General features: G+C 37.3%; 15 protein-coding genes. 12 read left to right on the top strand and 3 right to left on the bottom strand.

The window, feature by feature from the left end:
- Positions 1 to 12: 12 nt before the first annotated feature.
- Both recF and yaaA read right to left on the bottom strand, forming a co-directional pair.
- On the bottom strand, positions 13 to 1110 hold the full coding sequence (gene recF, locus N8L90_RS06465; protein WP_261024700.1) for a DNA replication/repair protein RecF: 1098 nt from the start codon (positions 1108 to 1110) through the stop codon (positions 13 to 15).
- 2 nt (positions 1111 to 1112) lie between these two features.
- Positions 1113 to 1481, bottom strand: coding sequence for a S4 domain-containing protein YaaA (gene yaaA / locus N8L90_RS06460; RefSeq protein WP_000455892.1), 369 nt, complete (start codon positions 1479 to 1481; stop codon positions 1113 to 1115).
- A 158-nt stretch (positions 1482 to 1639) separates the two neighbouring features.
- Between yaaA and yfmF the strand changes: the two genes are divergently transcribed.
- From yfmF to tsf, 12 genes are all read left to right on the top strand, one after another.
- On the top strand, positions 1640 to 2890 hold the full coding sequence (gene yfmF / locus N8L90_RS06455; RefSeq protein ID WP_000424255.1) for an EF-P 5-aminopentanol modification-associated protein YfmF: 1251 nt from the start codon (positions 1640 to 1642) through the stop codon (positions 2888 to 2890).
- Positions 2887 to 4170: an EF-P 5-aminopentanol modification-associated protein YfmH gene (gene yfmH, locus N8L90_RS06450; protein WP_000170227.1), complete on the top strand. Its 1284-nt coding sequence runs from the start codon at positions 2887 to 2889 to the stop codon at positions 4168 to 4170. Before yfmF ends, yfmH begins: the two co-directional genes overlap by 4 nt.
- A gap of 41 nt (positions 4171 to 4211) precedes the next feature.
- The gene (rodZ, locus tag N8L90_RS06445) at positions 4212 to 5054 is read left to right on the top strand and encodes a cytoskeleton protein RodZ (RefSeq protein ID WP_001227961.1); all 843 of its coding nucleotides are present in this window, start codon (positions 4212 to 4214) and stop codon (positions 5052 to 5054) included.
- A 10-nt stretch (positions 5055 to 5064) separates the two neighbouring features.
- Positions 5065 to 5610, top strand: coding sequence for a CDP-diacylglycerol--glycerol-3-phosphate 3-phosphatidyltransferase (gene pgsA, locus N8L90_RS06440; RefSeq protein ID WP_000712126.1), 546 nt, complete (start codon positions 5065 to 5067; stop codon positions 5608 to 5610).
- Positions 5607 to 6434: an energy-coupling factor ABC transporter ATP-binding protein gene (locus tag N8L90_RS06435; RefSeq protein WP_261024699.1), complete on the top strand. Its 828-nt coding sequence runs from the start codon at positions 5607 to 5609 to the stop codon at positions 6432 to 6434. Before pgsA ends, N8L90_RS06435 begins: the two co-directional genes overlap by 4 nt.
- Positions 6419 to 7258 carry an energy-coupling factor transporter ATPase gene (locus N8L90_RS06430; RefSeq protein ID WP_261024697.1) on the top strand — a complete coding sequence of 280 codons (840 nt, stop codon included), beginning with the start codon at positions 6419 to 6421 and terminating at the stop codon, positions 7256 to 7258. The genes N8L90_RS06435 and N8L90_RS06430 overlap by 16 nt, the downstream gene beginning before the upstream one ends.
- Positions 7251 to 8045, top strand: a complete 795-nt coding sequence (locus tag N8L90_RS06425) for an energy-coupling factor transporter transmembrane component T family protein (RefSeq protein WP_261024694.1) — start codon at positions 7251 to 7253, stop codon at positions 8043 to 8045. Before N8L90_RS06430 ends, N8L90_RS06425 begins: the two co-directional genes overlap by 8 nt.
- Positions 8046 to 8103: 58 nt before the next feature.
- Positions 8104 to 8922 (top strand): rod shape-determining protein MreC, encoded by an 819-nt coding sequence (mreC, locus tag N8L90_RS06420; RefSeq protein WP_261024693.1) that lies wholly within the window; start codon positions 8104 to 8106, stop codon positions 8920 to 8922.
- Positions 8922 to 9416 carry a rod shape-determining protein MreD gene (gene mreD / locus N8L90_RS06415; RefSeq protein ID WP_261024712.1) on the top strand — a complete coding sequence of 165 codons (495 nt, stop codon included), beginning with the start codon at positions 8922 to 8924 and terminating at the stop codon, positions 9414 to 9416. Before mreC ends, mreD begins: the two co-directional genes overlap by 1 nt.
- A 93-nt stretch (positions 9417 to 9509) precedes the next feature.
- Positions 9510 to 10697 (top strand): peptidoglycan hydrolase PcsB, encoded by a 1188-nt coding sequence (gene pcsB / locus N8L90_RS06410; protein ID WP_000727020.1) that lies wholly within the window; start codon positions 9510 to 9512, stop codon positions 10695 to 10697.
- A 223-nt stretch (positions 10698 to 10920) separates the two neighbouring features.
- Positions 10921 to 11700, top strand: a complete 780-nt coding sequence (rpsB, locus tag N8L90_RS06405; RefSeq protein WP_000268460.1) for a 30S ribosomal protein S2 — start codon at positions 10921 to 10923, stop codon at positions 11698 to 11700.
- 78 nt (positions 11701 to 11778) lie between these two features.
- A complete protein-coding gene (gene tsf, locus N8L90_RS06400) occupies positions 11779 to 12819 on the top strand; it encodes a translation elongation factor Ts (protein WP_000808073.1) in 1041 nt (346 codons plus the stop codon).
- Positions 12820 to 12940: 121 nt separating this feature from the next.
- Here the strand turns inward: tsf and cysK are convergent, their stop codons facing one another.
- The gene (gene cysK / locus N8L90_RS06395) at positions 12941 to 13867 is read right to left on the bottom strand and encodes a cysteine synthase A (RefSeq protein ID WP_261024691.1); all 927 of its coding nucleotides are present in this window, start codon (positions 13865 to 13867) and stop codon (positions 12941 to 12943) included.
- Positions 13868 to 13924: the final 57 nt, after the last annotated feature.

The following is a 13924-nucleotide window of genomic DNA, read 5'->3' as shown; positions in this document are numbered from 1 at the left end:
TTTACAATGTTGTCAATTTTCATTTACAGAAACTTTACCATCCTGAATAGTGAAGATGCTTAGATTTTCTGGCAGATTTTGAAGATGATCTAAGCTTGTTGTTGTGATAAAGGTTTGGATTGAATGAGAAATCGTTTCTAATAATTTTAACTGTCTAGTGTTGTCAAGTTCACTCATGACATCGTCAAGCAATAATATCGGAGATTCTGTAGTAATACTTTCCATTAATTCGATTTCTGCTAATTTTATAGAAAGGACGAGACTACGATGTTGGCCTTGACTTCCGAAACTAGCATCCATCCCATTTATATAAAAAGAAATGTCATCTCGATGAGGACCGACACCAGTATTCTTTTTAAATAAATCTCTGGATCTACTTTTTTCTAAAGCAATTTTGAAAGATTCGGATAAGTCTTCTTTGTCAGTTGGCTTTACAGAAGATTGATAGAATATTGACAACTCTTCAATCTGATTAGAGAGTTCAAAATGTTTCTTACGCCCAAATGATTCTAGTTTTTTTATGAAATCTAAGCGGTGATTCATTACACGACATCCATAATCAACTAACTGATCATCCAACACAGAAAGGAATGTTTCATCTATTTTTTGAGCTGATTTTAGATAAGTGTTCCTTTGTTTTAGGATGTGGTTATAATTGGTTAAATCTGCTAAATAGATTGGCTTAATTTGCCCAAGCTCCATATCAATGAATTTTCGTCGAACCGAAGGTGCTCCTTTAATTAGTTGTAAATCTTCAGGAGCAAATAAGACAACATTCATGTGTCCTACATAATCTGAAAGGCGTGCCTGTTTTAAATGATTAACTTTTGTCACACGGCCTTTTTGTGTTAGTTCTATTTCGAGGGGAATAGATCCAGTTTTTTTCTGAACGAGACCTGAAAGATGAAGTTGTTCCCCATCAAAATGAATGAGATTTTTATCTGTTCGAGTTCGATGACTACGAGTTAAGGCTAAAAAATAGATAGCCTCTAACATGTTTGTTTTTCCTTGTGCATTGTGTCCTAAAAAGACATTTAATTTAGGATTAAAGTCTATTTTCGTCTCTTTGTAGTTACGAAAAGTTTTGAGAGATAGGTGTTGTAGCCACATGATTATCTACCAGGAAATCGTGGAGCTTGTTTACTTTTTGGTGATGAAGTAGGTTTAGAGTTGTCTTTTTTTACTCCCTTATTCATCTCCTTGACAAGTTTAGCGATTCGTTCTTTTTCAACTTTATCATCTTGGTATTCATCCTGTTCTTCAGAAGTAGGTTGTGTCAACAAGATGTCAATATTCATGTCAGGGATGTCAACTTTATCACCAATACGAAGTTTTTTACCACGACGATTTTCTAATTCCCCATTAAAGTAAACAGAATGTTCAGAGAGAAATGATTTGATAGCTCCTCCGCTATGTGTAATTCCAAGTTCTTTGAGTAGTGCTTGGAGGGTAATAAATTCTTCAAATAATTTGTATTCCATAATTCACCTCAATCTTTGGTATTATACCATATTTTCCTAAAAATAGTGAGAGAAACAAGGAGTAATGTAAGCGATTTTTATTTCAAAAGTGTTACAGAGAACAAGAAAATTTCAGGTTTTCGTGATATAATAGAAGTCTGTATATAAGGAGGTAAATCATGGAGTTAGTGCATGGAATTTCAACACATTTTATCCAATCAAAAAAGTTTAAAACGAACAAAATCGCCGTGCGTTTTACCGCTCCATTATCCCTCGATACGATTGTAGGTCGCATGTTGACTGCGAGTATGCTAGAGACTGCTAATCAGATGTACCCCACTTCTCAAGATTTGAGAAGACATTTGGCCAGTCTATACGGTACAGATATATCAACCAATTGTTTCAGAAGAGGGCAAAGTCACATTGTAGAATTGACATTTACCTATGTTCGTGATGAGTTTTTAAGTAGGAAAAATGTGCTAACTTCTCAGGTTTTGGAACTTGTAAAAGAAACTCTTTTTTCACCCGTAGTATTTGATAATGGGTTTGATTCGGCCTTATTTGAAATTGAGAAAAAACAATTGCTAGCAAGTTTAGCAGCTGATATGGATGATTCTTTTTATTTCGCACATAAAGAATTGGATAAATTATTTTTTCATGATGAATGTCTCCAATTGGAATATAGTGATTTACGAAATCGTATTTTAGCTGAAACTCCACAAAGTTCTTATTCTTGTTTCCAAGAATTTTTGGCCAATGATCGAATAGATTTCTTTTTCCTAGGTGATTTTAATGAGATCGAAATTCAAAATGTATTAGAATCATTTGTCTTTAAAGGTCGAAAAGGAGATGTGAAGGTTCAGTATTGTCAACCTTATTCCAATATCCTTCAGGAAGGTATGGTTCGGAAAAATGTGGGACAGTCTATTTTAGAGTTAGGCTATCATTGCTCTGGTGAATATGGTGATGAGCAACATTTACCCATGATTGTAATGAATGGTTTACTGGGCGGATTTGCTCATTCTAAGCTATTTACAAATGTCCGTGAAAATGCTGGATTAGCTTATACTATTTCAAGTCAGCTTGATTTGTTTTGTGGATTCTTGAGGATGTATGCTGGTATCGATCGAGAAAATCGAAACCAGGCTCGTAAAATGATGAATAATCAACTGCTTGATTTAAAAAAAGGATATTTTACAGAGCTTGAGTTAGAGCAGACCAAGGAAATGATTCGTCGGTCTTTGTTACTTTCTCAAGATAATCAAAGTTCATTGATTGAACGTGCTTATCAAAATGCATTACTTGGAAAATCTTCAGCAGACTTTAAAGGTTGGATTGCAAAACTCGAGCAAGTTGACAAAGATGCTATTTGTAGAGCAGCTAATAATGTGAAACTACAAGCAATTTACTTTATGGAAGGAATAGAATGACAAAGGTTGTTTTTGAAGAAAGGTACTATCCAGCTGTAAAAGAAAAGGTTTATCGGACAAGGTTGTCAAATGGGTTGACAATTGCTCTTTTGCCTAAAAAGGAATTTAAAGAGGTTTACGGGAGTGTAACTGTACAGTTTGGTTCGGTAGATACGCTTGTCACAGAAGTTGACGGAGATGTAAAAGAATATCCTGGAGGAATTGCTCATTTTCTTGAACATAAATTGTTTGAGAGAGAAGATGCTAGCGATTTGATGTCAGCTTTTACTAGTCTAGGTGCAGATAGTAATGCCTTTACAAGCTTTACAAAAACAAGCTATCTTTTTTCAGCAACGGATCATTTTTTAGAAAATTTAGACTTACTTGATGAATTGGTAACATCAGCACATTTTACTGAAGATTCCATTTTAAGAGAGCAGGATATTATTCAGCAAGAACGAGAAATGTATCAAGATGACCCAGATTCGTGTTTATTCTTTTCAACTTTAGCGAATTTGTATCCTGGCACACCTTTAGCAACTGATATAGTTGGAAGTGAGGAGTCCATTTCCCAAATCAATCTAACTAATTTGCAAGAAAATTTTACAAGATTTTACAAACCTGTAAACATGTCTCTGTTTTTAGTTGGTAATTTTGATGTGGAGCGAGTACAGGACTATTTTGAAAGAAAAGAACTGAAAGATTTAGATGTTCAGGATTTAGCAAGAGAAAAGTTTGTTTTACAGGCTGTAAAGCAAGCAGACAGTATGAGAATGGAAGTATCTTCTCCTAAACTAGCGATTGGGATTAGAGGTAATCGAGAAATTGCTGAGGCGGATTGCTATCGACATCATGTTTTATTAAAATTATTGTTTGCAATGATGTTTGGTTGGACTTCGGATCGTTTTCAAAAGTTATATGAATCAGGTAAAATAGATGCTTCCTTATCTCTTGAAATTGAAGTAACAAGTCGTTTTCATTTTGTTATGTTGACAATGGATACGAAGGAGCCAGTTGCTTTATCTCATCAATTTAGGAAGGCCATTCGTAATTTTACAAAGGATTTAGATATTACAGAGGATCATTTAGATATTATAAAAAGAGAGATGTTTGGAGAATTTTTCAGTAGCATGAACTCTCTTGAATTTATTGCAACGCAATATGATGCTTTTGAACATGGTGAGACAATTTTTGATTTGCCGAAAATTTTACAGGAAATTACTTTAGAGGATGTCCTTGATGCTGGACATCACTTAATAGATGAAGGGAATATAGTTGATTTTACAATATTCCCATCGTAGTAACCTATCATAATAGACACTAGAAAGAAGGGATGACAAGTATGAGGAAAAAAACAATTGGTGAGGTTTTACGATTAGCTAGAATCAATCAGGGATTGAGTTTAGATGAATTGCAGAAAAAGACAGAAATCCAGTTAGATATGTTGGAAGCAATGGAAGCAGACGATTTCGATCAACTTCCAAGTCCTTTTTACACGCGTTCTTTCTTGAAAAAATATGCATGGGCTGTTGAGTTAGATGATCAAATTGTTTTGGATGCTTATGATTCTGGGAGTATGATTACTTATGAGGAAGTAGATGTTGATGAAGATGAGTTGACAGGTCGTAGACGTTCAAGTAAGAAAAAGAAGAAAAAAACATCCTTTTTACCTTTATTTTATTTTATCCTTTTTGCTTTATCGATTTTAATTTTTGTGACCTATTATGTTTGGAACTATATTCAAACTCAACCAGAGGGGCCTTCTCTTTCTAATTACAGTGTGGTTCAATCAACAAGTTCAATGAGTTCAACTAGCTCTGTTCCCCACTCTTCAAGTAGTAGTTCATCTAGCAGTTCTTCTAGTGTAGAATCAACTATAAGTGTATCAGGTGAAGGAAATCATGTAGAAATCGCTTATAAGACAAGTAAGGAAACAGTTAAATTGCAATTGGCAGTTTCAGATGTTACAAGTTGGGTCAGCGTTTCAGAAAGCGAACTTGAGGGCGGTGTAACCTTATCGCCAGAGAAGAAAAATGCAGAAGCAACAGTTGCAACTAAAAGTCCTGTAACAATTACGTTAGGTGTTGTAAAAGGTGTTGCTTTGACAGTAGATAATCAGACTGTTGATTTATCGAAATTAACAGCTCAGACTGGACAAATCACTGTAACCTTTACTAAAAATTAAGGAAAAACGAATGAAAAAAGAACAAATTCCCAATCTCTTAACAATAGGTCGAATTCTCTTTATACCTATTTTTATCTTTATTTTAACGATAGGAAATTCGATAGATAGTCATATAGTGGCAGCTATTATCTTTGCTGTTGCCAGTATTACCGACTATTTAGATGGATATTTAGCTCGTAAATGGAATGTGGTCAGTAATTTTGGTAAATTTGCAGATCCTATGGCGGATAAGTTACTAGTTATGTCGGCTTTTATTATGCTGATTGAGTTAGGTATGGCTCCGGCTTGGATTGTTGCAGTGATTATCTGTCGTGAGTTGGCTGTGACAGGTTTAAGGCTTTTATTGGTTGAAACTGGTGGAACGGTTTTAGCAGCGGCAATGCCTGGAAAAATTAAAACTTTTAGTCAGATGTTTGCGATTATTTTCTTGCTATTACATTGGACTTTGCTTGGTCAAGTTCTACTTTATGTAGCCTTATTTTTCACTATCTATTCTGGCTATGATTATTTCAAGGGTAGTGCCTATGTATTTAAAGGGACATTTGGTTCGAAATGAAATCAGTAATTGATGTAAAAAATCTTTCTTTTCGTTATAAGGAAAGTCAAGAATACTATGATGTGAAGGATATTACGTTTCACGTGAAACGTGGGGAATGGCTTTCGATTGTAGGGCATAATGGTAGTGGTAAATCAACGACGGTTCGCTTAATTGATGGCTTACTGGAAGCAGAATCCGGAGAGATTGCAATTGATGGCCAACGGCTGACTGAGGAGAATGTTTGGAGTATACGTCGTCAAATCGGTATGGTTTTTCAAAATCCAGATAATCAATTTGTTGGAGCGACTGTTGAGGATGATGTTGCCTTTGGTTTGGAAAATCAGGGCCTTTCTCGTCAAGAAATGAAAAAGAGAGTGGAGGAAGCTCTGGCTTTAGTTGGCATGTTGGACTTTAAAAAGAGAGAACCAGCGCGTCTATCGGGTGGCCAAAAGCAACGTGTAGCTATTGCAGGTGTTGTAGCCCTAAGACCAGCTATTTTAATTCTAGATGAAGCAACTAGTATGTTGGATCCTGAGGGTCGTAGAGAACTGATTGAGACAGTAAAAGGAATTCGGAAAGACTATGATATGACGGTCATTTCCATTACACATGATTTGGAAGAAGTTGCCATGAGTGATCGTGTATTGGTCATGAAAAAAGGGTCAATTGAATCAACTAGTAGTCCAAGAGATCTTTTCTCTCGAAATGATTTAGATCAAATTGGATTAGACAATCCTTTTGCCAATCAATTAAAACATTCTTTGAGCCAGAATGGCTATGATTTGCCTGAAAATTATTTGACAGAAAGTGAGCTAGAGGATAAGCTATGGGAATTGCTCTAGAAAATGTGAGTTTTACATATCAAGAAGGTACTCCCTTAGCTTCAACAGCTTTGTCGGATGTTTCTTTGACGATTGAAGATGGTTCTTATACGGCTTTAATTGGGCATACAGGTAGCGGTAAATCAACTATTTTGCAACTCTTAAATGGTTTATTGGTGCCAAGTCAAGGGAGTGTGCGGGTCTTTGATACCTTAATCACCTCGACTTCTAAAAATAAAGATATTCGTCAAATTAGAAAACAGGTTGGCTTGGTATTTCAGTTTGCTGAAAATCAGATTTTTGAAGAAACGGTTTTGAAAGACGTTGCTTTTGGGCCACAAAATTTTGGAGTTTCTGAAGAAGATGCGGAGCGGATTGCGCGTGAAAAACTGGCTTTGGTTGGAATTGCTGAATCACTTTTTGATCGTAGTCCGTTTGAGCTATCAGGTGGACAAATGAGACGTGTCGCCATTGCAGGCATACTTGCCATGGAACCAGCCATATTAGTCTTAGATGAGCCCACAGCAGGTCTGGATCCTTTGGGTAGAAAAGAGTTGATGACCCTGTTCAAAAAACTCCACCAGTCAGGGATGACCATCGTTTTGGTAACGCATTTGATGGATGATGTTGCTGAATATGCGAACCAAGTCTATGTGATGGAAAAGGGCCGTTTAGTTAAGGGTGGGAAACCAAGTGATATCTTTCAAGATGTTGTCTTTATGGAAGAAGTGCAGTTGGGAGTACCTAAAATTACAGCCTTTTGTAAACGATTGGCTGATAGAGGCGTGTCATTTAAACGATTACCGATTAAGATAGAGGAGTTCAAGGAGTCGCTAAATGGATAGTATGATTTTGGGGCGTTATATCCCAGGGGATTCGATAGTTCACCGATTGGATCCACGCAGCAAATTACTGGCTATGATGCTACTGATTTTGATCGTTTTTTGGGCTAATAATCCCTTGACGAATCTAATTCTTTTTATAGCGACAGGGATATTTATTGCCTTGTCAGGAGTATCTCTTTCATTTTTTATTCAGGGCTTGAAATCTATGTTTTTCTTGATTGCCTTCACAACTATTTTTCAACTTTTTTTCATTTCTAATGGGAATGTTTTATTTGAATTTTCGTTTCTGAGAATCACAGATTATGCTTTGCAACAAGCTGGGATTATTTTTTGTCGTTTTGTATTGATTATTTTCTTTTCAACTTTGTTAACCTTAACGACCATGCCCTTAAGTTTGGCCTCAGCTGTCGAAGCTTTGTTAGCGCCTTTAAAGCGTGTGAAAGTTCCAGTTCATGAAATTGGATTGATGCTGTCCATGAGTCTACGTTTTGTCCCAACATTGATGGATGATACGACGCGGATTATGAATGCACAGAAAGCACGTGGAGTGGATTTTGGTGAAGGAAGCATCGTTCAAAAAGTAAAGGCGATGATTCCCATTTTGATTCCTCTTTTTGCGACAAGTTTAAAACGTGCAGATTCCTTGGCTATCGCCATGGAAGCGCGTGGTTATCAGGGTGGAAAAGGTAGAAGTCAATACCGACAATTGAAATGGACTCGAAAGGATACGCTGACCATTCTTGTTGTTCTCGTACTTGGTTGTTGTTTATTTTTCTTAAAATCTTAGTAGCTTTCAGGAATTGATAAAAAGTTACTGTAACAGTTTTTGATATAAAGGTAGGGATATGAACCGTTTTAAAAAATCAAAATATGTCATTATTGTTTTTGTCACTGTTCTGCTTGTCTCAGCTCTCTTAGCGACGACTTATTCAAGTACAATGGTGACAAAATTAGGAGATGGAATCTCATTGGTTGATAGAGTTGTGCAAAAACCTTTTCGGTGGTTTGATTCTGTCAAATCAGATTTGGCTCATTTGACACGAACATATAATGAAAATGAAAGTTTGAAGAAACAGATTTACCAGTTAGAAGTTAAATCAAATGAGGCGGAAAGTTTAAAGACGGAAAATGAACAACTGCGCCAATTGCTTGATATGAAGTCCAAATTGCAAGCTACAAAGACTTTGGCAGCAGATGTTATTATGCGTTCTCCGGTATCTTGGAAGCAGGAGTTGACCTTAGATGCAGGCAAATCAAAAGGGGCTTCTGAGAATATGTTAGCAATTGCAAATGGTGGCTTGATTGGGAGTGTCTCAAAAGTAGAGGAGAACTCTACCATGGTCAACCTTCTGACAAATACGGAAAATGCTGATAAGATTTCTGTTAAAATTCAACATGGTTCTACTACAATTTATGGAATTATTGTTGGCTATGACAAGGAAAATGAAGTTCTAAAAATTAGTCAATTAAATAGTAGTAGCGATATTAGTGCAGGAGATAAGGTGACCACTGGTGGATTAGGAAACTTTAACGTTGCTGATATTCCTGTTGGTGAAGTGGTTGCCACAACGCATAGTACAGACTATTTGACACGAGAAGTAACTGTTAAATTGAGTGCAGATACTCATAATGTGGATGTGATAGAATTAGTGGGGAATTCATGATGAGACAGTTGAAGCGGGTTGGAGTGTTTTTATTGCTTCCTTTCTTTGTTCTAATTGACGCCCATATTAGCCAGCTTCTGGGCTCATTTTTCCCCCATGTACATTTGGCTAGTCATTTTCTGTTTCTATTTCTCTTATTTGAGACGATAGAAGTATCAGAGTATCTCTACCTAGTCTATTGTTTTGTGATAGGCTTGGTTTACGATGTTTACTTTTTCCATCTAATAGGGATTGCAACTCTCTTATTTATCTTATTGGGAGCCTTTCTTCATAAATTGAATAGTGTTATTTTGTTGAATCGCTGGACAAGAATCTTGGCTATGATTGTTATGAGTTTTCTATTTGATATGGGAGCTTATCTCTTTGCATTAGTGGTAGGTTTAACTCTAGATAGTCTGCCGATTTTTATCGTTTATAGCCTAGTACCATCCATGATTTTAAATCTTGTGTGGATACTTATTTTTCAGTTTATTTTTGAAAGATATTATCTATAAGAAAGAAACAAAAATGTAACAAAGGCGTAATATTCATTAGGCCTTTTTTTGGTATACTAGTATTGTCTTTAAAAGAAGGAGTATCTACGTAATATGAAGAAAAAAATCTTAGCGTCACTTTTATTAAGTACAGTAATGGTTTCTCAAGTAGCTGTTTTAACAACTGCGCATGCAGAAACGACTGATGACAAAATTGCTGCTCAAGATAATAAAATTAGTAACTTAACAGCACAACAACAAGAAGCCCAAAAACAAGTTGACCAAATTCAGGAGCAAGTATCAGCTATTCAAGCTGAGCAATCTAACTTGCAAGCTGAAAATGATAGATTACAAGCAGAATCCAAAAAACTTGAGAGTGAGATTACAGAACTTTCTAAAAATATTGTGTCTCGTAATGATTCTTTGGAAAAGCAAGCTCGTAGTGCTCAAACAAATGGAGCTGCAACTAGCTACATCAATACGATTGTAAACTCAAAATCAATTACAGAAGCTATTTCACGTGTAGCAGCAATGAATGAAATCGTATCTGCTAACAACAAAATGTTGGAACAACAAAAAGCAGATAAAAAAGCAATTTCTGAGAAGCAAGTGGCAAACAATGACGCAATTAATACAGTAATTGCAAATCAACAGAAATTGTCTGATGATGCGCAAGCTTTAACAACGAAACAAGCTGAGTTGAAGGCTGCAGAATTAAATCTTGCTGCTGAAAAAGCTACAGCAGAAGATGAAAAAGCAAGTTTGCTAGAGAAAAAAGCAGAAGCAGAAGTAGCAGCAAAAGCAGCAGCAGAGGCAGAAGCAGCTTACAAGGCAAAACAAGTAAGTCAACAACAAACAGTTGTTGCTTCTGGAAATACAACTTTTGCAGCACAGGTTCAAGCTGTAGCTTCTTCGGAATCAGCAACATATACTCCTGTGGCAGTAAAACAACGCCCAACATACAGTACAAATGCTTCAAGCTATCCAATTGGAGAATGTACATGGGGAGTTAAAACATTAGCACCTTGGGCTGGAGACTATTGGGGTAATGGAGCGCAGTGGGCTACAAGTGCAGCTGCTGCAGGATTCCGTACAGGTTCAACACCTCAAGTTGGTGCGATTGCATGTTGGAATGATGGTGGCTATGGACACGTAGCGGTAGTCACTGCTGTAGAATCAACAACACGTATCCAAGTTTCAGAATCAAATTATGCTGGTAATCGCACGCTTGGAAATCATCGTGGGTGGTTCAATCCGACAACTACGTCTTCAGGTTTTGTAACATATATTTATGCAGATTAATTTACAGAGGGACTCGAATAGAGCCCTCTTTTCAGGTTTTACTGTGATAATCTCTATTAAAAATTATATCAAAATAGCTTGAAAATATTGAAAAAGTATGGTAAAATGAAACTTGTCGTGTGAACGATAATACTCATTCTTGATGAATTGTGAAACAGTTGCTCTTGGGTCGTTTTGCAAGTTGAAGTCGAGAAGAGGAAAAAAACAAAAAGGAGAAATACTCATGGCAGTAATTTCAATGAAACAACTTCTTGAGGCTGGTGTACACTTTGGTCACCAAACTCGTCGCTGGAACCCTAAGATGGCTAAATACATCTTTACAGAGCGTAACGGAATCCACGTTATCGACTTGCAACAAACTGTAAAATACGCTGACCAAGCATACGACTTCATGCGTGATGCAGCAGCTAACGATGCAGTTGTATTGTTCGTTGGTACTAAGAAACAAGCAGCTGATGCAGTTGCTGAAGAAGCAGTACGTTCAGGTCAATACTTTATTAACCACCGTTGGTTGGGTGGAACTCTTACAAACTGGGGAACAATCCAAAAACGTATCGCTCGTTTGAAAGAAATCAAACGTATGGAAGAAGATGGAACTTTCGAAGTTCTTCCTAAGAAAGAAGTTGCACTTCTTAATAAACAACGTGCACGTCTTGAAAAATTCTTGGGTGGTATCGAAGATATGCCTCGTATCCCAGATGTTATGTACGTAGTTGACCCACATAAAGAGCAAATCGCTGTTAAAGAAGCTAAAAAATTGGGAATTCCAGTTGTAGCGATGGTTGACACAAACACTGATCCAGATGATATCGATGTAATCATCCCAGCTAACGATGATGCTATCCGCGCTGTTAAATTGATCACAGCTAAATTGGCTGACGCTATCATCGAAGGACGTCAAGGTGAAGATGCAGCAGCAGTTGAAGCAGAATTTACAGCTTCAGAAGCTCAAGCAGATTCAATTGAAGAAATCGTTGAAGTTGTAGAAGGCGACAACGCTTAATTCATATAAATAGTAATTACCTAGGAGGGCGGGGCTTAGCCCGGCTCTCCTATTTTTAAAAAATATAGGAGAATCAAAATGGCAGAAATTACAGCTAAACTTGTAAAAGAGTTGCGTGAAAAATCTGGTGCCGGAGTTATGGACGCTAAAAAAGCGCTTGTAGAAACAGACGGTGACATCGAAAAAGCGATTGAATTGCTTCGTGAAAAAGGTATGGCTAAGGCAGCTAAGAAGGCTGACCGTGTTGCTGCAGAAGGTTTGACTGGTGTTTACGTTAACGGTAATGTTGCAGCAGTTATTGAAGTAAACGCTGAAACTGACTTCGTTGCGAAAAACGCTCAATTCGTTGAATTGGTAAATACCACAGCTAAAGTTATTGCTGAAGGAAAACCTGCTAACAATGAAGAAGCTCTTGCTTTGACAATGCCTTCAGGTGAAACCCTTGAAGCTGCATACGTATCTGCAACAGCAACTATCGGAGAAAAAATCTCATTCCGTCGCTTTGCATTGATTGAAAAAACAGACGCACAACACTTTGGTGCTTACCAACATAACGGTGGACGTATCGGTGTTATTTCAGTTGTTGAAGGTGGAGACGAAGCACTTGCTAAACAATTGTCAATGCACATCGCAGCGATGAAACCAACAGTTCTTTCTTACAAAGAATTGGATGAACAATTCGTTAAAGATGAGTTGGCACAATTGAACCACGTTATCGACCAAGATAACGAAAGCCGTGCAATGGTTAACAAACCAGCTCTACCACACTTGAAGTATGGATCAAAATCTCAATTGACTGATGAAGTGATTGCTCAAGCTGAAGCTGATATCAAAGCTGAGTTGGTTGCAGAAGGCAAACCAGAAAAAATCTGGGACAAAATTATCCCAGGTAAAATGGATCGCTTCATGCTTGACAACACTAAAGTTGACCAAGCTTACACACTTCTTGCACAAGTTTACATCATGGATGATAGCAAGACAGTTGAAGCATATCTTGAATCAGTTAACGCTTCAGTAGTTGAGTTCGCTCGCTTTGAAGTTGGTGAAGGAATCGAAAAAGCTGCAAACGACTTTGAAGCTGAAGTTGCAGCTACAATGGCAGCAGCCTTGAATAACTAATTATAGAAAGGAAGTAAATTTGCTTCCTTTTTTCTATGCAGTCGATCCCTATAGGGAGAGCTTCCTATTTTCAAGGTAAAAATAAAAAGCCCTATAATAAGGGCCAATTGTATTTAGGAGACTAAACTTCAAATTCATAGAGTGCTGTAGAGAGATAACGTTCACCGTTATCTGGTGCTAGAGCAAGGACTTTTTTACCTGTACCTAATTTTTTGGCAATCTCGATGGCTCCGTAGATAGCCGCAGCTGAAGAAATCCCTACAAGGAAACCTTCTTTTCCACCAATTTCACGGCCGAGTGCTAGAGCATCGTCTGACGTTACACGAACGATACCATCATAAGCCTTTGTATCCAGTGTATCAGGAATAAATCCAGCTGAGATACCTTGAATTTTGTGTGGTCCAGGTTTTTCACCAGATAGAATAGCAGATTCGTCTGCCTCTACTGCAAAAACTTGAATGTTAGAATTTGCTGATTTGAGTGCATGAGAAACACCAGAAATCGTTCCACCGGTACCAACTCCAGCAACAAAGGCATCTAATCCATCTTTACCGAAAGCAGCTAGTATCTCAGCTCCTGTTGTTCTTTCGTGTACTTCTGGATTAGCTGGGTTGTCAAATTGAAGAGGAAGGAAACCATCACGTTCAGCAGCGATTTCTTGAGCCTTAGCAATAGCACCTTTCATTCCTTCGCTACCAGGAGTAAGGACGAGTTCAGCACCATAGGCTTGGATAATCTTACGTCGTTCCACACTCATAGTTTCAGGCATAACGATAACAACTTTATACCCTTTAGCAGCCCCTACCCATGAAAGTCCAATACCAGTGTTTCCACTTGTTGCTTCAACAATAGTAGAACCAGGTTTCAGAATACCGTCTTGTTCAGCTTTTTCAATCATGCTAAGAGCAATACGGTCTTTTACAGAAGAACCAGGGTTAAATGCTTCAAGTTTTACATAGACATCTGCAGCCCCTTCTGGCACAATGTTGTTGAGTTTAACAATCGGAGTTTGACCGATTAGTTCAGTAATGTTGTTATAAATAGACATATGAATACCTCTTTGTATAAGATATTTCTAGTATAACGCTATCTATACCATTTGTAA

The sequence above is a fragment of the Streptococcus mitis genome, assembly GCF_946190115.1.
In the GTDB taxonomy this organism is placed as follows: Bacteria; Bacillota; Bacilli; order Lactobacillales; family Streptococcaceae; genus Streptococcus; species Streptococcus mitis_CO.
Note: the sequence above shows the minus strand (reverse complement) of the source record. Positions and strands in the feature narration are given on the sequence as shown.

Bases quoted from the DNA above. Each gene is read 5' to 3' on its own strand.
- yfmF (WP_000424255.1), top strand. From the start codon at position 1,640: ATGGAGTTAGTGCATGGAATTTCAACACATTTTATCCAATCAAAAAAG.
- cysK (WP_261024691.1), bottom strand. From the start codon at position 13,867: ATGTCTATTTATAACAACATTACTGAACTAATCGGTCAAACTCCGATT.
- yfmH (WP_000170227.1), top strand. From the start codon at position 2,887: ATGACAAAGGTTGTTTTTGAAGAAAGGTACTATCCAGCTGTAAAAGAA.
- rodZ (WP_001227961.1), top strand. From the start codon at position 4,212: ATGAGGAAAAAAACAATTGGTGAGGTTTTACGATTAGCTAGAATCAAT.
- pcsB (WP_000727020.1), top strand. From the start codon at position 9,510: ATGAAGAAAAAAATCTTAGCGTCACTTTTATTAAGTACAGTAATGGTT.
- N8L90_RS06425 (WP_261024694.1), top strand. From the start codon at position 7,251: ATGGATAGTATGATTTTGGGGCGTTATATCCCAGGGGATTCGATAGTT.
- N8L90_RS06435 (WP_261024699.1), top strand. From the start codon at position 5,607: ATGAAATCAGTAATTGATGTAAAAAATCTTTCTTTTCGTTATAAGGAA.
- yaaA (WP_000455892.1), bottom strand. From the start codon at position 1,481: ATGGAATACAAATTATTTGAAGAATTTATTACCCTCCAAGCACTACTC.
- mreD (WP_261024712.1), top strand. From the start codon at position 8,922: ATGAGACAGTTGAAGCGGGTTGGAGTGTTTTTATTGCTTCCTTTCTTT.
- rpsB (WP_000268460.1), top strand. From the start codon at position 10,921: ATGGCAGTAATTTCAATGAAACAACTTCTTGAGGCTGGTGTACACTTT.
- tsf (WP_000808073.1), top strand. From the start codon at position 11,779: ATGGCAGAAATTACAGCTAAACTTGTAAAAGAGTTGCGTGAAAAATCT.
- N8L90_RS06430 (WP_261024697.1), top strand. From the start codon at position 6,419: ATGGGAATTGCTCTAGAAAATGTGAGTTTTACATATCAAGAAGGTACT.
- recF (WP_261024700.1), bottom strand. From the start codon at position 1,110: ATGTGGCTACAACACCTATCTCTCAAAACTTTTCGTAACTACAAAGAG.
- pgsA (WP_000712126.1), top strand. From the start codon at position 5,065: ATGAAAAAAGAACAAATTCCCAATCTCTTAACAATAGGTCGAATTCTC.
- mreC (WP_261024693.1), top strand. From the start codon at position 8,104: ATGAACCGTTTTAAAAAATCAAAATATGTCATTATTGTTTTTGTCACT.